The 18289-nt window shown below is 72.7% G+C and carries 16 protein-coding genes; 9 read left to right on the top strand and 7 right to left on the bottom strand.

Annotated features, from left to right (window positions below; genetic code table 11):
- The first annotated feature begins 32 nt into the window (after positions 1-32).
- The gene (locus ACH4C6_RS32040) at positions 33-935 is read left to right on the top strand and encodes an SAM-dependent methyltransferase (RefSeq protein ID WP_398112163.1); all 903 of its coding nucleotides are present in this window, start codon (positions 33-35) and stop codon (positions 933-935) included.
- Positions 936-1102: 167 nt separating this feature from the next.
- A complete protein-coding gene (locus ACH4C6_RS32035; protein ID WP_398112162.1) occupies positions 1103-2338 on the top strand; it encodes a PLP-dependent aminotransferase family protein in 1236 nt (411 codons plus the stop codon).
- Positions 2339-2363: 25 nt separating this feature from the next.
- On the opposite strand, the gene argS is transcribed toward ACH4C6_RS32035, so the two are convergent.
- Positions 2364-4121 carry an arginine--tRNA ligase gene (gene argS, locus ACH4C6_RS32030; RefSeq protein ID WP_398112161.1) on the bottom strand — a complete coding sequence of 586 codons (1758 nt, stop codon included), beginning with the start codon at positions 4119-4121 and terminating at the stop codon, positions 2364-2366.
- Positions 4122-4270: 149 nt separating this feature from the next.
- Here argS and lysS point away from each other — a divergent pair, with 149 nt between their 5' ends.
- Complete coding sequence (gene lysS / locus ACH4C6_RS32025; RefSeq protein ID WP_398112160.1) at positions 4271-6019, top strand: lysine--tRNA ligase; 1749 nt, start codon at positions 4271-4273, stop codon at positions 6017-6019.
- 69 nt (positions 6020-6088) lie between these two features.
- Here the strand turns inward: lysS and ACH4C6_RS32020 are convergent, their stop codons facing one another.
- The 3 genes from ACH4C6_RS32020 to ACH4C6_RS32010 all read right to left on the bottom strand — a co-directional run bounded on the left by ACH4C6_RS32020 (position 6089) and on the right by ACH4C6_RS32010 (position 9346).
- A complete protein-coding gene (locus ACH4C6_RS32020) occupies positions 6089-7429 on the bottom strand; it encodes a DUF2637 domain-containing protein (RefSeq protein WP_398112159.1) in 1341 nt (446 codons plus the stop codon).
- 115 nt (positions 7430-7544) lie between these two features.
- The gene (locus ACH4C6_RS32015; RefSeq protein ID WP_398112157.1) at positions 7545-8408 is read right to left on the bottom strand and encodes a DUF3558 family protein; all 864 of its coding nucleotides are present in this window, start codon (positions 8406-8408) and stop codon (positions 7545-7547) included.
- A 119-nt stretch (positions 8409-8527) separates the two neighbouring features.
- On the bottom strand, positions 8528-9346 hold the full coding sequence (locus ACH4C6_RS32010; RefSeq protein ID WP_398112155.1) for a DUF3558 domain-containing protein: 819 nt from the start codon (positions 9344-9346) through the stop codon (positions 8528-8530).
- Between the two features lie 171 nt (positions 9347-9517).
- Here ACH4C6_RS32010 and ACH4C6_RS32005 point away from each other — a divergent pair, with 171 nt between their 5' ends.
- Positions 9518-10711, top strand: a complete 1194-nt coding sequence (locus ACH4C6_RS32005; RefSeq protein WP_398112154.1) for an RtcB family protein — start codon at positions 9518-9520, stop codon at positions 10709-10711.
- A gap of 11 nt (positions 10712-10722) precedes the next feature.
- Here ACH4C6_RS32005 and ACH4C6_RS32000 read toward each other — a convergent pair whose 3' ends face one another.
- Both ACH4C6_RS32000 and ACH4C6_RS31995 read right to left on the bottom strand, forming a co-directional pair.
- A complete protein-coding gene (locus ACH4C6_RS32000) occupies positions 10723-11499 on the bottom strand; it encodes an SDR family NAD(P)-dependent oxidoreductase (protein ID WP_398112153.1) in 777 nt (258 codons plus the stop codon).
- 158 nt (positions 11500-11657) lie between these two features.
- Positions 11658-11993: a YnfA family protein gene (locus ACH4C6_RS31995; protein WP_398112151.1), complete on the bottom strand. Its 336-nt coding sequence runs from the start codon at positions 11991-11993 to the stop codon at positions 11658-11660.
- Between the two features lie 154 nt (positions 11994-12147).
- On the opposite strand from ACH4C6_RS31995, the gene ACH4C6_RS31990 reads away from it, so the two are divergent.
- From ACH4C6_RS31990 to ACH4C6_RS31970, 5 genes are all read left to right on the top strand, one after another.
- Positions 12148-13230, top strand: a complete 1083-nt coding sequence (locus tag ACH4C6_RS31990; RefSeq protein WP_398112150.1) for an LLM class flavin-dependent oxidoreductase — start codon at positions 12148-12150, stop codon at positions 13228-13230.
- Between the two features lie 62 nt (positions 13231-13292).
- Complete coding sequence (locus ACH4C6_RS31985; RefSeq protein WP_398112149.1) at positions 13293-14015, top strand: response regulator transcription factor; 723 nt, start codon at positions 13293-13295, stop codon at positions 14013-14015.
- Positions 14016-15431 carry an ATP-binding protein gene (locus ACH4C6_RS31980; RefSeq protein WP_398112148.1) on the top strand — a complete coding sequence of 472 codons (1416 nt, stop codon included), beginning with the start codon at positions 14016-14018 and terminating at the stop codon, positions 15429-15431.
- Between the two features lie 68 nt (positions 15432-15499).
- On the top strand, positions 15500-15850 hold the full coding sequence (locus tag ACH4C6_RS31975) for a hypothetical protein (protein WP_333936089.1): 351 nt from the start codon (positions 15500-15502) through the stop codon (positions 15848-15850).
- 130 nt (positions 15851-15980) lie between these two features.
- Positions 15981-17528, top strand: coding sequence for an alpha/beta hydrolase (locus ACH4C6_RS31970; RefSeq protein WP_398112147.1), 1548 nt, complete (start codon positions 15981-15983; stop codon positions 17526-17528).
- A 41-nt stretch (positions 17529-17569) separates the two neighbouring features.
- Here the strand turns inward: ACH4C6_RS31970 and ACH4C6_RS31965 are convergent, their stop codons facing one another.
- On the bottom strand, positions 17570-18007 hold the full coding sequence (locus ACH4C6_RS31965; RefSeq protein ID WP_003974483.1) for a hypothetical protein: 438 nt from the start codon (positions 18005-18007) through the stop codon (positions 17570-17572).
- Positions 18008-18289: the final 282 nt, after the last annotated feature.

Below are 18289 nucleotides of genomic sequence, written 5' to 3'. Positions count from 1 at the left end.
TGTACGGACCGCCCGTCGTCAGGGAGACGTCCATGTCCGGTGAGGCGCTCAGCCAGGATCCCGCCGCGCTGCGCAGGAGGATCGACAGCAGCAAGGCGCATCCCGCGCGGGTCTACGACGTGTTCCTCGGCGGCAAGGACCACTACCCGGCCGACCGGGAAGCGGCCGCCGCGGCGCTCGCGGCGAATCCGCGCGGCTACCTCGACGTGCGGCACAACCGCGACTTCCTGCGCCGCGCGGTGACCGCGCTCGTGGAGCAGGACGGCATCAGGCAGTTCCTCGACATCGGCACCGGGCTGCCGACCGCACAGAACGTGCACCAGATCGCGCAGCGCGTCGCGCCCGAGTCGCGGGTCGTGTACGTCGACAACGACCCGGTCGTGCTGGCGCACGCGCGGGCGCTGCTCACCAGCGGGCCCCAGGGGCGCACCGACTACATCGACGCCGACCTGCGCGAGCCGGGCCGGATCCTCGAACAGGCCGCCCGGACACTGGACTTCGACCGGCCCGTCGCCCTGTGCCTGGTCGCGGTGCTGCACTTCGTGGCCGACGAGGAGGCGTACCCGCTGGTGCGGGAGCTGCTGGACGCGCTGCCCCCGGGCAGCCGGCTGGTGCTCAGCCATCTGACCGAGGACCTCAACCCGGAGAACATCCGCGCGGTGCAACGGACCTACACCGAGCGGGGGTTCACGTTCGTGCTGCGGACCAGGGCCGACGTCGAGCGGTTCTTCACGGACAACGGGCTGGCGATCGCGGAGCCGGGTACCGTCCCCGCCCACCGCTGGCGGCCCGACGGCGCCGCCCCCGTCCCGGAACAGCCCGGGGAGTCCTTCCTCGCCGGACTCGACGAGATCGAGAAGGTCCGCTACCGCGCCATCGACGACGCCACGGACGCGGACATCAACGTGTACGCGGCGCTCGGCGCGAAGGGCTGAGCCGACGCCCGCCCAGGGCCAGCGGCACGGCCCCCGTGGCGCGCAGGGGCCTCGCGGCACGACCGGGGCGCCCCCGCCGTCCGCATCGCGGAAAACTTCTTGTAGGCGGCACGCACTTGCCTAGGCTGCGGGGCAGCAGGCGTCGCCGCAGCCGAAGGAGCCGTGTCATGACCATCGCCGAGCCGGGGCCCACCACCCGCTCCGCCGTCCCGCCGCTCGCCGCGCGCGCCCGCGCCGTCGGCGGATCGCCGGTGCGGGACATCCTCGCGGTCACCGCCCGGCCCGAGGTCATCAACTTCGCCGGAGGGCTGCCGGCGCCGGAGCTGTTCGACGCCGACGGCATCGCCGCCGCGTTCCGCGCGGTGCTCGCCCGCACGCCCGCACGGGCCCTCCAGTACTCCACGACCGAGGGCGAGCCCGCGCTGCGCGACGCGCTCGCCGCCCGCACGGCCGCCCGCGGCCTGCCGACCGGTCCCGACGACCTGCTCGTCACCACCGGCTCCCAGCAGGCCCTGTCCCTGCTGGCCACGGCGCTGGTCGAACCGGGCGACACCGTCCTGGTGGAGAACCCCTGCTACCTCGCCGCGCTCCAGGCCTTCGGCTTCGCCGGAGCACGCGTCGTGGCCGTGCCCGGCGACGAGCACGGCCTCGACCCGGCGGCACTGGACGAACTCGTCGCCCGCGAGCGGCCGAAGCTGCTCTACACCGTGCCCACCTTCCAGAACCCCACCGGCCGCACCCTGCCCGCCGAGCGACGGGCCGCCGTCGCCACCGTGGCCGCCCGGCGCGGACTGTGGATCGTGGAGGACGACCCCTACGGCGAACTGCGCTACGAGGGTGCCCGCGTGCCGTGGATCGCCGCGCACCCCGGGGCCGAGGACCGGACCGTGCTGCTCGGCAGCTTCTCCAAGGTCATGGCACCCGGGCTGCGGCTGGGCTGGCTGCGCGCGCCGGGGGAACTGCGGCGGGCCTGCGCCGTCGCCAAGCAGGCCGCCGACCTGCACACCCCGACCGTCAACCAGCTCGCCGCGGCCCGCTACCTCGCCGACCAGGACCTCGACGCCCACGTCGCCCGCGTCGCCGGGGTCTACCGCGAGCGCCGGGACGCCATGCTCGCCGGGCTGCCCGACGCGCTGCCCGAGGGCTCGCGGTGGAACCGGCCCGAGGGCGGCATGTTCCTGTGGGCGCGGCTGCCGGAGCCCCACGACACGACGGCCCTGCTACCGCAGGTGGTGCGCCACGACGTGGCGTACGTCCCCGGCGCCCCCTTCTACGCCGGCCGGCCCGACCGGACGACCCTGCGGCTGTGCTTCGTGACGCAGACACCGGAGGAGATCGAGGAGGGCCTGCGCAGGCTCGCGCGGGGGTTCAGCCCCACCGGGACGGCCGGCTCCGCCGGTTGAGGACGCCCGTCACACCCGGGCGGCTTCAGAGCCGCTCGGGCGTGCGGATGCCCAGCAGGGCCATGCCGCGGTGCAGCGTGCGGGCCGTGAGGTCGCACAGGAACAGGCGGTTCTCGATCTGCTCGCCCGTCTCGGCCTTGAGGACCGGGCACTTGTCGTAGAACGTCGTGTAGAGCGACGCCAGTTGGTACAGGTAGGCCGCCAGCTTGTGCGGGGCGTACTCCGCCGCGGCCTCGAAGACCGTGTCGCCGAACGTGTCCAGATGCAGACCGAGCGCCCGCTCCGCCTGGGCGAGTTCGAGCTCCGGGTGCGCGACCGGCTTCGTCTCGCCCGCCTTGCGCAGGATCGACTGGATCCGGGCATACGCGTACTGGAGGTAGACCGACGTGTCGCCGTTCAGCGACACCATCTGGTCCAGGTCGAACTTGTAGTCCCGGTTCGGCGACGTCGACAGGTCGGCGTACTTCACCGCACCGATGCCGACCTGCGCGGCCCGCTCCTGGATCTCGTCCTCGGTGAGGTCCTGCGCCTTCTCCCGTACGACCTCGGCGGCCCGCTGCACCGCCTCGTCCAGCAGGTCCTCCAGCCGTACGGTCTCGCCCTCACGCGTCTTGAACGGCTTTCCGTCCGCGCCGAGCACCGTGCCGTAGCCCATGTTGTGCGCGGTGACGTGCTCGCCCAGCCAGCCGGCCCGGCGGGCCGTCTCGAAGACCATCCTGAAGTGCAGCGACTGGCGTACGTCCACGACGTACAGCAGCGTCGTCGCGTCCAGGTCGAAGACGCGGTTGCGGATCGCCGTCAGGTCGGAGGCCGCGTAGCCGAAGCCGCCGTCCGCCTTCTGCACGATCAGCGGGACCGGCTGGTCGTCCTTGCCGCGGATCTCGTCGAAGAAGACCACGAGCGCGCCCTCGGAGCGCACCGCGACACCCATCTCCTCCAGGAGGCGGGCCGTCTCGGGCATGCCCTCGTTGTAGGCGGACTCGCCGACGATCTCCTCGTCGCGGATCTCCATGTCGAGCTTCTCGAAGACGGAGTAGAAGTAGACCTTCGACTCGTCCACGAACTGCTGCCACAGCTCGAGCGTCTCCTTGTCACCGGACTGGAGGGCGACGACCCGCTTGCGGGCCCGCTCCTTGAACTCCTCGTCCGTGTCGAAGAGCGCACGCGACGCCTTGTACACCCGGTTCAGGTTGCTCATCGCCTGCTCGCCGTCGACGTCGGCCGCGGGGGCCAGCTCGCCGGGGTGCTCGAACAGGTACTGGATGAGCATGCCGAACTGGGTGCCCCAGTCGCCGATGTGGTGCCGGCCGATCGTCTTCTCGCCGGTGAAGTCGAGCATGCCGCGCAGGGCGTCGCCGATGACCGCCGACCGCAGGTGACCGACGTGCATCTCCTTGGCCACGTTCGGCTGGGCGTAGTCGACGACCGTGATGCCCGCGTTCTCCTTCAGCGGCACGCCGAGCCGCTCGCCGTCCGCGTAGCGCGCGGCGAGGTTCTCGGTGATCGCCCGGTCGGTGAGCGTGACGTTCAGGAAGCCGGGCCCGGAGACCTCGACATCGGCGATCAGCTCACCCGACTCGACCCGGGAGACGACCTGCGTGGCCAGCTCGCGCGGGTTGGCCTTCTCCTTCTTGGCCAGGGCCAGGATCCCGTTGGCCTGGAAGTCGGCCCGGTCGCTTCGTCGCAGCAGCGGGTCCGCGGAGCCGGCCTGCGGCAGGGCCGCCGACAGGGCCGCCGCGAGGCGCTGGTGGACGGAGTCGCTGAGGGACGTGACCGAGGCCATGGGCGCGGGTGCCGTTCTCCTAGGGGAAATCGATGGACCCGGCCAGTATCCCATGGGGGTAAAGCCGTTTTTCCTGGCGCGAGGTGGTCTGGGAGAATGGGGCGGTCAGCCGTGCGACCGTACCGGCTGCCCGATGCAGAAAGAAGGACGTGCCGATCGTGGCTCAGAGCACCGAGACCACCGACTGGGTCTCCCGTTTCGCGGATGAGGTCATCGAGGAGTCGGAGCGCCGGGCCCCGGGCAAACCCGTCGTCGTCGCGTCCGGGCTGTCGCCGTCCGGCCCCATCCACCTGGGGAACCTGCGCGAGGTCATGACCCCGCACCTCGTCGCCGACGAGATCCGCCGCCGCGGCCACCAGGTGCGCCACCTGATCTCCTGGGACGACTACGACCGCTACCGCAAGGTGCCCGAGGGCATCCCCGGTGTCGACCGGCAGGAGTGGGCCGAGCACATCGGCAAGCCGCTGACGTCCGTGCCCGCGCCCAAGGGGTCGCCGTACCCGAACTGGGCCGAGCACTTCAAGGCCGCGATGGTCGAGTCGCTGGGCGAGCTGGGCGTGGAGTTCGACGGCATCAGCCAGACCGAGCAGTACACCTCCGGCGTGTACCGCGAGCAGATCCTGCACGCGATCAGGCACCGCGGCGACATCGACGCCATCCTCGACCAGTACCGGACGAAGAAGGCCCCGGCCAAGAAGCAGCAGGGGCAGAAGCCGGTCGACGAGGCCGAGCTGGAGGCCGCCGAGGGCTCCGGCGCCGCCGCGGAGGACGACGGCAGCTCCGGCTCCGCCGGCTACTTCCCGTACAAGCCGTACTGCGGCAACTGCGAGAAGGACCTCACCACCGTCACGTCCTACGACGACGACTCCACCGAGCTGACCTACGCCTGCACCGCGTGCGGCTTCTCGGAGACGGTCCGGCTCAGCGAGTTCGACCGCGGCAAGCTGGTCTGGAAGGTCGACTGGCCGATGCGGTGGGCCTACGAGGGGGTCGTCTTCGAGCCCTCCGGTGTCGACCACTCCTCTCCCGGGTCGTCGTTCCAGGTCGGCGGGCAGATCGTCGGGATCTTCGGCGGCAAGCAGCCGATCGGCCCGATGTACGCCTTCGTCGGCATCTCCGGCATGGCGAAGATGTCGTCGTCCAAGGGCGGGGTGCCCACCCCGGCGGACGCCCTGCGGATCATGGAGCCGCAGCTGCTGCGCTGGCTGTACGCCCGCCGCCGGCCCAACCAGTCCTTCAAGGTCGCCTTCGACCAGGAGATCCAGCGGCTCTACGACGAGTGGGACCGGCTGGACGCCAAGGTCGCCGACGGCAGCGCCCTGCCGGCCGACGTCGCCGCGCACTCCCGTGCGGTGCGCACGGCCGCCGGTGAGCTGCCGCGCACGCCCCGGCCGCTGCCCTACCGGACGCTGGCGTCCGTCGCGGACATCACCGCCGGGCACGAGGACCAGGCGCTGCGCATCCTCAGCGAGCTCGACCCCGAGCAGCCGCTGGCCTCGCTGGACGAGGCCCGCCCGCGCTACGACAAGGCCGAGGCCTGGATCAACACGCACGTCCCGGCCGACCAGCGGACCATCGTGCGCGAGGAGCCCGACGCGGAGCTGCTGACGTCGCTCGACGAGGCGTCCCGGCAGTCGCTGCGGCTGCTGCTCGACGGACTGGCCGAGCACTGGTCGCTCGACGGGCTGACGCACCTCGTCTACGGCGTGCCCAAGGTCCAGGCCGGGTTCTCCGCCGACGCCACGCCCAAGGAGCTGCCGCCGGAGATCAAGACCGCCCAGCGGTCCTTCTTCGCGCTGCTGTACCACCTGCTGGTCGGCCGCGACACCGGCCCGCGGCTGCCCACGCTGCTGCTGGCGGTGGGGCAGGACCGGGTGCGGCACCTGCTCGGCGCGTAGCCGGCACGTACGGCAGGGGGCCCTCGGCGCAGTCGCCGAGGGCCCCTCGCCGTACGCGCCCGACGGCCGTCAGGCGATGTGGTCCTCCTCCAGCTCCGTGTTGTAGCGGTGCTGGAAACGGTCCGACAGGGCCTTGAGCGTGCTGGTGGTCAGCGTGACGCCGTAGGTCGTCTGGATGTTCTCGCCGAGGACCGCCGGGGTGGGGAAGCTGCCGTCGATGGACTGGCGGAACACCTTGTAGTACGCCTCCTCGTCCGGCTCGCCGGCCGGCCGGGGCGCGGTGCCGCCGCCCTCACCCAGCTCGCGGGTGCGGTTCGGGCCGACGGGGATGGGGAAACCGCCCGTCTCCTCCGGGCCCGGCTCCCGCTCGTACCCGTCCTGCTCGAACGGCTCCCGCTCGTACTGCTCCTGGTACTGCTCGGCCTCCCGCTGCTCCGCGTACCACTGGGCGTACTGCTCGGCCGGGTCGTAGGCGGGGTTGTAGCCGCCCTGGTACTCGACCTCGCGCGGGGCCTGGAACCAGGGGCTCTGGTCGGGCTCGGGCTCGGGCTCGGGGCCGGGGTCCGGAGGGCCGTCCACCGGCGCGGGGCGCCGCCCGCCCCGCGCCGCGCCCTGCTCGACGGCGGCCGGCGCCTGCGGGAGGGGACCGGCGCCCTGCGACGCGGGGGCCGGGCCGACCGCGCGGCGGGCGGCCGCCGGGTCGGGCGCGTCCAGCGCCTGCTGCGGGGGCGGGGGTATCAGCGCGGGCTCGATCCCCGCCGCCGCGAGACCCGCCGGAGCCGTCTCCACCAGGGGCACCCCGTACTTCGCCAGCCGCAGCGGCATCAGCGACTCCACCGGGGCCTTGCGCCGCCACGCGCGGCCGAACCGCGAGCGCAACCGCGCCTGGTAGACCAGCCGTTCCTGTTCCAGCTTGATGACCTGGTCGTAGGAGCGCAGCTCCCACAGCTTCATGCGGCGCCACAGCAGGAACGTGGGGACGGGCGACAGCAGCCAGCGCGTCAGGCGCACGCCCTCCATGTGCTTGTCGGCCGTGATGTCGGCGATCCGGCCGATCGCGTGGCGGGCCGCCTCGACGGCGACCACGAAGAGCACCGGGATGACCGCGTGCATGCCCACGCCGAGCGGATCGGGCCACGCGGCGGCGCCGTTGAACGCGATCGTCGCCGCCGTCAGCAGCCACGCCGTCTGCCGCAGCAGCGGGAACGGGATCCTGATCCAGGTGAGCAGCAGATCCAGGGCCAGCAGCACGCAGATGCCCGCGTCGATGCCGATGGGGAAGACGTAGGAGAAGTCCCCGAAGCCCTTCTTGATGGCCAACTCGCGGACGGCCGCGTACGAACCGGCGAAGCCGATGCCGGCGATGATCACGGCGCCTGCCACGACCACACCGATGAGAACGCGGTGCATCCGAGTCAGCTGCAGTGGCGCGGCCACCCGTACCCCTCCCCTTGCGTGTTGTTGCGCGCAACAGGGTGGCACACATGTGCGGGGAACGGGTGGCCGGTTCCTGAGGGGTCTGCGCTCAGCTCTTCGCGACGGGCTTCTTGGACGCGTCCTTCGACGGGGACTTCGACGGTGACTTCGAAGAGGACTTCGAGGGGGACTTCGAAGGGGCGCCGCTCGCCTTGCCGCCACCGCCATTGGCCTCGGACACCGCCGCCACCGCCTCCTCGGCGGCCTTCTTCGCGTCCTTCAGCAGGTCCTTGCCGCTCGGGGTCTTGTCACCGGCGAGACCCGCCCCGTTGTAGTCCACGGTGACGACGACGTTCTCCACGCGCGCCACGACCGTCTGCTGCTTGAAGGTGCCTTCCCTCTTCTTCAGGTCGTAGTGCACCGCCGTCGCCTGGTCACCCGTCCCGGTCACCGGCTCGGACGCGGTGGCCTTCGCGCCCTCGACCGCCTGCGCGTCCTGCACCTGCTTCGCGTAGTACTCCTGCGCCAGCTTGTCGGCCGAGCCGCGGGCGGCGTCCGACTCGAAGCGCAGCATCGACACGTTCAGCCAGCGGAACTGCGAGCCCTTCACGCCGTTGTTGTCCAGGCTGTCCCAGGAGCAGGAGGCACGCGTCGAGATGTCGTCCGAGTTGCCCTCCTTGCCCGACTTCGCCTTCGGGGCGAGGTCCTCCAGCGTCTTCTTGGAGAGCACCTTGCACGCCTCCGGAAGCTTGCTGTACGCCGCCGCCTGCACGGTCGGCGACGGGCTCGCCGACGCCGACGCCGAAGCCCCCGCCCCGGCGGCCTTGTCCGCGCTGTCGCCGGAGCCGGAGTCCGAGGAGCAGCCGGCGGCGACCAGCATCACGGGGACGGCGGCCGCGCCGGCAAGGACGCGGTTCAGACGCTTCGCTCGCTGGTCTCGCTGTACTCGTCGCTGCATGGTTCCTTCACTCATGACGCTCGTGGTTCCCTGCGGTCGGAACGGGTCCGAGTGGTCACGGTACGCGGTGAGGCGAGCGTGTGTTCTTCCTTCGGACACGCGCGGACCCCGCGGGACGGCACCGCGCAACGGCCTCAGTCGCCCAGGGAATCGGCCAGCTTCAGGGCCAGTTTCTGCGCCCTGTCCTGCATTTCCTCGCTGTCCGGCACGACGCCGGCCGTCGCGGGCTGCTCCGCGTACTCGATGGTCACGATGACGTTGGACGTGCGGAACGCCACAGTCACCGTGCGCTGCTCGGCCGTCGAACCGGAGCCGCCCAGTTCGTCGTCGAGGAACGCCTCGTCGCCCAGATCCTCCAGCACGCGCGGGCGCAGCTCGGCCGGCGGCGCCGAACCGGCCGCCGACGGCGAGGAGGAACCGGACGGCGACGGCGAACCGCTCGGGGTGCCGGACGCGCTCCCGGCCGGGGAGCCGGACGCGGACGCGGACTCGGTGGCGACCGGCTCGGGCAGGTGCGCCGACGCCACCTTCTCCCCGAACAGCCGCTCCGCCTGGCTGTCGTCGCTGACGCCGGTGTCGTAGGACACGACCCGCTCGAAGTCGATCAGCAGGTGGTTCGTGGCGTCCGGGGCGTCCACCTTCCACCGGCAGCCCACCCGGCGGTCCGTGTCGAACGTGCTCGTCGCGGAGCCCTCGTACGCGCGCTCGCGCTGCTCCTCGTCGCCGATCTGCCGGATGCCGGGCAGGAGTTCGTCCAGCGAGGCCCGGCCGGGCGCGTCACAGGGCTCGGGCAGGGTGCGGTAGCGGCCGGGCTCCGCCGCGGCCGACGCGGTGCCGGTGTCCCCCGGGTTGGAGTCGTCGGTGGTGCCGCCGTCGCCGGAGCCACCGGTGCAGCCCGCCAGCAGCGCCGCGAGGAGCGCGGCGACACCGGACGCGCAGGCCTTCCGTTGCACGTGGTGGCTCCTCTCGAGACGGATATTGCCTTGCCGCCGTGGGGCGGGCGATGGACACAATGTGTATCGCACGCACTGCCGTGAACGCCGGTCCGATTTCCCTTTCGTCGACCTTGGCTCCGGTATTTGCGCTTGAGGACTTCTGTTGGTCTACGGGGGATTGAGGACGTTATGTCGTATGTAGAGATGCCGGGCGCGAAGGTGCCGATCCGGATGTGGACCGACCCGGCGGCGGTCGAGGAGTCGGCGCTCCAGCAGCTGCGCAACGTCGCGACGCTGCCGTGGATCAAGGGCCTGGCCGTCATGCCGGACGTGCACTACGGCAAGGGGGCGACGGTCGGCTCGGTCATCGCCATGCAGGGCGCGGTGTGCCCGGCGGCGGTCGGTGTGGACATCGGCTGCGGCATGTCGGCGGTGCGGACGTCCCTGACGGTGAACGACCTCCCGGGCGACCTGTCCCGGCTGCGCTCGAAGATCGAGCAGGCCATCCCGGTGGGCCGGGGGATGCACGACGACCCGGTCGAGCCGGGCCGCTTCCACGGCATGGCGACCGCCGGCTGGGACGACTTCTGGGGGCGGTTCGACGGGGTGGCGGAAGCGGTCAAGTTCCGTCAGGAGCGGGCCGGGAAGCAGATGGGGACGCTCGGCAGCGGAAATCACTTTGTCGAGGTGTGCACGGATACGACCGGTTCCGTCTGGTTGATGCTGCACTCCGGGTCCCGGAACATCGGCAAGGAACTGGCCGAGCATCACATCGGAGTGGCCCGGGGCCTCCCGCACAACCAGGGGCTGGTCGACCGCGACCTGGCCGTGTTCGTGGCGGACACCCCGCAGATGGCGGCGTACCGCAACGACCTGTTCTGGGCGCAGGAGTACGCGAAGCACAACCGCTCGATCATGATGGCGCTCCTGAAGGACGTGGTCCGCAAGGAGTTCAAGAAGGCGAAGCCCGTCTTCGAGCCGGAGATCAGCGCGCACCACAACTACGTGGCCGAGGAGCGCTACGACGGGATGGACCTGCTCGTGACCCGCAAGGGCGCGATCCGGGCCGGCTCCGGCGAGTACGGGATCATCCCGGGCTCCATGGGCACGGGGTCGTACATCGTGAAGGGCCTCGGCAACGCGAAGTCCTTCAACTCGGCCTCGCACGGCGCGGGCCGGCGGATGAGCCGCACCGCGGCCAAGCGCCGGTTCACGACGAAGGACCTGGAGCAGCAGACCCAGGGCGTGGAGTGCCGCAAGGACTCCGGCGTCGTCGACGAGATCCCCGGCGCCTACAAGCCGATCGAGCAGGTCATCGACCAGCAGCGGGACCTGGTCGAGGTGGTGGCCAAGCTCAAGCAGGTCGTCTGCGTGAAGGGCTGAGCCGCCCGGGGTCACGCCTGGCGGTGCACCTTGGTGTTGGAGGCCTGGGCGCGGGGGCGCAGGACCAGGAGGTCGACGTTGACATGGGCGGGGCGGGTGACCGCCCAGGTGATCGTCTCGGCCACGTCGTCGGCGGTGAGGGGCTCGGCGACGCCCTGGTAGACCTTCTCCGCCTTCTCCCGGTCGCCGCCGAAGCGGGTCAGGGCGAACTCCTCCGTCCTGACCATGCCGGGGGCGACCTCGATGACGCGGACCGGCTGCCCGACGATCTCCAGGCGCAGGGTCTCGGCCAGGACGTGCGCGCCGTGCTTGGCGGCGACGTAGCCACCGCCGCCCTCGTAGGTGCCGTGGCCGGCCGTCGAGGAGACGACCACGACCGTGCCGTCGCCGCTCTCGATCAGCTTGGGCAGCAGGGCCTGGGTGAGGTTGAGGGTGCCGATGACGTTGGTCTCGTACATCCGGCGCCAGTCGGCCGGGTCGCCGGTGGCGACCGGGTCGGCGCCGAGCGCTCCGCCCGCGTTGTTGACCAGTACGCCGATGGTCGTGAAGGCGGTGGCGAACTCGTCGACGGCGGCGCGGTCGGTGACGTCGAGCGGGTAGGCCGTGGCCTGGTGGCCGGCCTGGGCGATCTCCTCGGCCAGGGCCTCGATGCGGTCCTTGCGGCGGGCGGTCAGGACGACGCGGTAGCCCGCGGCGGCGAGCTGCCGGGCCGTGGCGGCGCCGATGCCGCTGCTCGCACCCGTGACGACGGCGATGCGGGAGGCGGCGGACGGGGCGGCGGTGGCCATGGGTGCTCCTCGGGCGGGGTGCGGGCGGGTCTCGCGTGTGGGCGGGCCGGCGGACGGACCTGGGGGCCAGGATAGGCGGGGCCCCGCGGGGGGCTGCACGGGTGCCCGGGGGAGGGGCGGGCCGGCCTGCCCTCGCGCGGTCGCGTGCGCGGCCGGGGTCAGTCGCCCCGGGGGGCGTACATGATGACGGCCATGCCGGCCAGGCAGATCAGCGCGCCCGCGAGGTCCCAGCGGTCCGGGCGGTAGCCGTCGGCGACGACGCCCCACAGGATCGAGCCGGCGACGAAGATGCCGCCGTACGCGGCGAGGACGCGGCCGAAGTGGGCGTCGGGCTGGAACGTCGCGACGAAGCCGTAGGCGCCGAGGGCGAGTACGCCGCCGGCCGCCCAGAGCCAGCCCCTGTGCGCGCGCACGCCCTGCCAGACGAGCCAGGCGCCGCCGATCTCCAGGAGGGCGGCCAGCACGAACAGGGCGACGGAGCGCAGCACGGACATGGCGGCCAGCTTCGCACGCGGGCGCGGCGAGGCCCGGGCGACCCTGCTCGGCCACGGTGCCCGGGCGGACTGCGGTGCGTCGGGAACAGGCTCCTGCCGGTGGCTGTTCCCCCAGGTATAGTTGAACCGTAAACAACCTGGAGGGTGAGCGACCATGCAGTTCGGGATCTTCAGCGTCGGCGACGTCACGCCCGACCCGACCACCGGCCGGACGCCGACCGAGCGCGAGCGCATCAAGGCCATGGTCGCCATCGCGCTGAAGGCCGAGGAGGCCGGGCTCGACGTCTTCGCGACCGGCGAGCACCACAACCCGCCGTTCGTGCCGTCCTCGCCCACCACGATGCTCGGCTACATCGCCGCCCGCACCGAGCGGCTGATCCTCTCCACGGCCACCACCCTGATCACCACCAACGACCCGGTGAAGATCGCCGAGGACTTCGCGATGCTCCAGCACCTGGCCGACGGCCGGGTCGACCTGATGCTGGGCCGCGGCAACACCGCCCCGGTCTACCCCTGGTTCGGCCAGGACATCCGCCAGGGCATCCCGCTCGCCCTGGAGAACTACGCCCTGCTGCGCCGGCTGTGGCGCGAGGAGCACGTCGACTGGGAGGGCAGGTTCCGCACCCCCCTGCACGGCTTCACCGCGACCCCGCGTCCGCTGGACGGCGTGCCGCCGTTCGTCTGGCACGGCTCGATCCGCTCGCCCGAGATCGCCGAGCAGGCCGCGTACTACGGCGACGGCTTCTTCCACAACAACATCTTCTGGCCGGCCGACCACACCCGGCGCATGGTCGAGCTCTACCGGGAGCGCTACGCGCACCACGGGCACGGCACCCCCGAGCAGGCGGTCGTCGGCCTCGGCGGGCACGTGTTCATGCGGAGGAACTCCCAGGACGCGGTGCGCGAGTTCCGCCCCTACTTCGACGTCGCGCCGGTGTACGGGCACGGGCCGTCGCTGGAGGACTTCCAGGACCAGACCCCGCTGACGGTGGGCTCCCCGCAGCAGGTGATCGAGAAGACCCTGGCCTTCCGCGAGTACGCCGGCGACTACCAGCGCCAGCTGTTCCTGATCGACCACGCCGGACTGCCGCTGAAGACCGTCCTGGAGCAGATCGACCTGCTCGGCGAGGAGGTCGTGCCGGTGCTGCGCAAGGAGTTCGCCGTCGACCGCCCGTCGGACGTGCCGGACGCACCGACGCACGCCTCGCGGCTGGCCGGACCGGTGAGAGGGCAGTAAGAAGGACGCCCCGGCGCAGTCCGCGCCGTCCCCGGGGCCGCGCGGCTTGGCACACTGGACGCGTGCCCCACACCGTGCTGCTCGCCGAAGACGACCGCGCCATCCGCAACGCCCTGGAGCGCGCCCTGACCCTGGAGGGATACCAGGTCGTGGCGGTCGCCGACGGTGTCGAGGCACTGGCGCAGGCCCACCGCAACCGCCCCGACGTCCTCGTCCTGGACGTGATGATGCCCGGCATCGACGGGCTCCAGGTGTGCCGGGTGCTGCGCGCCGAGGGCGACCGGACGCCGGTGCTGATGCTGACCGCCCTGGTGGAGACGGCGGACCGCATCGCCGGTCTCGACGCGGGCGCGGACGACTACGTGGTCAAGCCCTTCGACGTCGAGGAGGTCTTCGCCCGGCTGCGCGCCCTGCTGCGCCGCACCGGCGCGGTGGAGTCCGGGGGCGCGGCCGCCCCCGCCGAGGCGCCCCGGCCCGAGCCCGACCGGTTCGTCGAGGCGGCCGGCATCCGCATGGACCCGCAGGCGCGCCGCGCCTGGCGCGGCAGCCGCGAGCTGGAGCTGACCCGGACCGAGTTCGAGCTGCTGGAACTGCTCGTGCGCAACGCGGACATCGTCCTCGACCACTCCACGATCTACGACCGCATCTGGGGCTACGACTTCGGCCCGGGCTCCAAGAACCTCGCCGTCTACGTCGGCTACCTGCGCCGCAAGCTCGACCAGCCGGACGCGCCGCAGCTGATCCACACGGTGCGCGGCGTGGGTTACGTGCTGCGGGAGGACTGAGTGGGCCGCCTCGGCCGGCTGATCGCCGGACGCCGGCCGAAGCTGGTCTCGCTGCGCACCACCCTCGCCGTGTCGTTCGCGGTGGTGACGGCGGCCGTGACCATCCTGATCGGCATCCTGTCCTACAGCGCGGCCGCCCGGCTGGTGCGGGTGGACCAGCAGACGGTCTTCGACGAGGTCGTGCAGGACCTGCGCGACGAGGTGCGCCAGAACCGCATGGCGCCCGGCGACTTCTCCTCCGCCGCGCCGGGGCACGACCTGGTGCGCCCGGCCCGCACGGACGTGCAGGTGCTCGGGCCGGACGGGCATGTCGTGGACCGGGGCAGCCCGGGCCTGCCGGTCACCGGCACCGACGTGGCCGTCGCGGGGGCGAGGGCGTCCGGGCAGGTCGCCCAGCACCGGGACGTCGACGTCGGCGACGACGTCTACCGTGTCGCGACGGTCTCCCTGGGCGGCGGGCGGGGCGCGGTGCAGATCGCGCAGGAGTTCAGCGACGTCGAGGATCTGCTGCGGGTGCTCCAGCAGCGGACGCTGCTGCTGGTGGCCGCCGTCGTGGTCGGCGCCGGACTGTTCGGCTGGTGGCTGGCCCGGCGCATCACCCGCCGTCTGGTCGTGCTCACCGACGCCGCCGAGGACGTGGCCCGCACCCGCCGCCTGGGCGTCCAGGTGCCCGTGGCCGGGAACGACGAGGTGGGCCGGCTGGGCCGGGCCTTCGACCGCATGCTGGGCCGGCTGGCCCAGTCCGAGGAGGACCAGCGCCGGCTGGTGCAGGACGCGGGCCACGAACTGCGCACGCCGCTCACCTCGCTGCGCACGAACATCTCCCTGCTGCGCCGGATCGACGAACTGCCGCCGCAGGCCCGTGAGGAACTCGTCGCCGATCTGGGCCAGGAGGCCCGCGAGCTGACCGACCTGGTCAACGAACTGGTCGACCTGGCCGCCGGGCAGTCCGACACGGAACCGCCGCAGCGCGTGGACGTCGCCGGTGTCGCCGAGGAGGTGGCCGGGCTCGCCCGGCGCCGCAGCGGCCGGGAGATCGCGCTGCGCGCGAGCGGCGACACCACGACCGACGGGCGCCCCGCGATGCTGACCCGGGCGCTGTCCAACCTGGTCGAGAACGCCCTGAAGTTCGACCAGGGCGGCCGGCACCCGGTGGAGATCGTGGTCTCCGGGCCGGCGCGGCCCGGCACGATCCGCGTCGAGGTCCTCGACCGCGGGCCCGGCATCGCCGACCAGGACCTCGACCGCGTCTTCGACCGCTTCTACCGTGCCGCCGACGCCCGCTCCCTGTCGGGCTCGGGCCTCGGCCTGTCCATCGTGCGCGAGGTGGCCGTCGCCCACGGCGGCGCGCCGTTCGCGTACCGGCGCAAGGGCGGCGGGACGGCGATCGGCTTCACGGTGGGCGGCGGCACCTGACGACCCGCCGTGTCGCGGCCCGGCCCGTCCCGGACGGAGCCGGTCGCGGCGGTGGGTACGCTGCCCCGGTGCCCCTCGTAGAGATCACCTGCGCCCCGCACGTCCCCGAGGAGACGCTGCGCGAACTCGCCGCCGTGCTCCCGCACCTGGTGTCCCTGGCGGTGGAGTGCCCCGAGGAGCCCTACGACGGGGACCTGCAACCCGGTGACGTGGAGCTGCGCTTCCGGCGGCTCGGCCCGCTGGACCGCAGCGGCCTGGACGTGGTCGTCGAGGTGCGGTCGAAGTGGTTCGAGAGCAGGGCGGCCGACCGCCAGGACCGGGTGGACGGCCTGCACGACGCCATCACGGCCGCGACGGGCCTGCGCGACGTCGGCGTCTACCTGTCCCTGCCGGTGGCCGCGTGGTCCCAGGGGGACTGACCCCGGTCCGCCCGTCCCGGTGAACTGTCGTGGGCGGCTTGTACCCTGCACTCTCCGGCGACCGGACGATCACGTGCACGGGCAGGCGCGCACGGGGCGGGCGTCCAGGGGCGGCAGCGCGGGGGTTCCGATGAGTGACGCACATCCGATACGCAACCGCAGGCCGGGTCTGTCGGCCGGTGCGCTGATCCTCGCCGGGGTCCTCCTCGCCGCGATCGGGGCCGTCGGCGCCTGGCTCCAGCGCGACGCCCCCGGCCGCAGTGCCGAGCCACGCACGGAGTTCACCGCGGACAACCCGCCCGCCGGTCTGCCCGCCGCGCTCACCACCGGCCAGCGCCTGCACTGGTCCCGCTGCACCTCGCCGCCCGCCGCGCGCACCGGCTACGACTGCGCCGTCATGAAGACCCCTCTGGACTACCGGAAACCGGACGGCAGGACGATCGACGTCGCCCTGATCCGCCGCAAGGCCACCGGCCCGAACGCCCGGCGCATCGGCTCGCTCGTCCTCAACTTCGGTGGCCCCGGCGTGTCCGGCGTGCGCGGACTGCCCGAGCGGATCAACCAGTACGAGCCGCTCCTCGACCGCTACGACCTGGTCTCCTTCGATCCGCGAGGTGTCGGCGCGACCATCCCCCTGCGCTGTGGGAAGGCCGCGGAGGGCCACGAAGGGGCGGGCGCCTGCGCCGAGCACTCCCGGGCGCTGCTCCCGTACATCGGCACCGCGCACACCGCGCGCGACCTCGACCTGATGCGCTACCTCCTCGGCGACGAGCGGCTGCACTACTTCGGGGTCTCGTACGGAACGGCGCTCGGCGCGGTCTACGCCCACCTGCACCCGTCGCACGTCGGGCGGCTCGTCCTCGAAGCGCCCGTCGACCCGACCGAGGACCTCAGCGAGGAGCAGGTGTCGCAGGTCAAGGCGGTCCAGGCGGCGTTCGACCGGTTCGCCGCGCACTGCGCGGCCCGTGTCCGCCGCTGCCCGACCGGTGACGGGCCCGAGGAGGCCGCGCGGCGCATGGCGCGGCTGGCCGACCGCCTGGAGAAGAAGCCCGCCCCGGCCGGCGGCGGGAGGGAACTGGATGCCGACGACCTCGCGCACCGTGTCGGTGACCACCTCACCCGCGGCACCGACGGCTGGCCGACGCTCGCCAAGGCCCTCACCGCGCTGATCGACCACAACGACGGCGCCCCGCTGGACGAAGGCGCGGCCGCCACGGGCAGCGCCGACCGCGGGGCGGCCCCGCCGGACGGCAGCCGCGTCGCGCTGACCGCGATCACCTGCGCGGACTCCAGCCTGCGCCGGGACTTCGACGGGCTGGAACGGGACGCGCACCGTGTCGAGGCCGCCTCGCCCGTCTTCGGCGCGGCCTGGTCCGCCGGCGTCTACCTCTGCTACGACTGGCCGTTCGACGGTGAGCGCGTCACGCCCCGGGTGGACGCCGACGGCGCGGCCCCCGTCCTCGTGGTCGGCGGCACCGGCGACCCGACCACCCCGTACCCCGGCGCCCGCCGCATGGCCCGCGCCCTGGGCGACGGTGTCGGCGTGCTCCTGACGGCCGAGGAGGAGGGCCACGGCACCTACCCGCAGAACCGCTGCGTCATGGAGGCCGTCAACACCTACCTCCGCACGGGCCGCACCCCGGCCACCGGAACGGTGTGCCGGGGCACCATGTCCTGAGCCCGTACACCGCCCGGCGAGGGTCGGGGCACCTCAGTGGCTCAGGGCCACACCAGGCAGTACGGCTGGTGCCCCGCCTCGTGCAGGCGGTGGCTGAAGTCCTGCCACTCGTGCAGCAGCTGGTACACGTTGAACGCGTCGCGGGGGCCGCCGCGGTCCGGGACGGTGGACCAGATGAAGGCCGCCGCGCCCACCGCCTCCTCGCCGATCCCGCGCAGCGGGTCGACGACCGTCATGGGCAGCTTGACCACCGCGTAGTCGGGGTGCAGGACGACCAGCTCCAGGGGCGGGACCTTGTGCAGGGGGACGCCCTCGATGCCGGTGAGCACCATCGCGGCCATGGTCTCCGGCTTGATCTTCGTGAACATGCCGTTCATGCCGAGTTCGTCGCCGCCGAGTTCCTCGGGGCGCATCGAGATCGGGACGCGGGCCGCGGTCGCGCCGTCGGGCGCGCCGAAGTACTTGTACGTCACCCCCACCCGACCACCATTCCTGCTCCCCGCCCGAAGATCGTCCGCCTGGCCCTCAGTACGTCCGTCGAGGCGCTCCGGTTCATCGGGCCGGCCCTGCGTCCGACGTGGTTCCTGCGTGTCCTCCGCCTCGCGCCGGTGCCTGCCCCGACGGGCACGTCGAGGACCCAGGTCATCAGTCCCCTCGCCCAGTCCGCCACCGCGATGCATATCTCCACCCGACTGCTTTTCTAGGACGCGTCGCCCCCGCCGCGCAACCCGATCATCGTGTCAGTGACCTCCCCCACGGCC

Source organism: Streptomyces sp. NPDC017943, from assembly GCF_044328425.1.
GTDB classification, from domain to species: domain Bacteria; phylum Actinomycetota; class Actinomycetes; order Streptomycetales; family Streptomycetaceae; genus Streptomyces; species Streptomyces djakartensis_A.
Note: the sequence above shows the minus strand (reverse complement) of the source record. Positions and strands in the feature narration are given on the sequence as shown.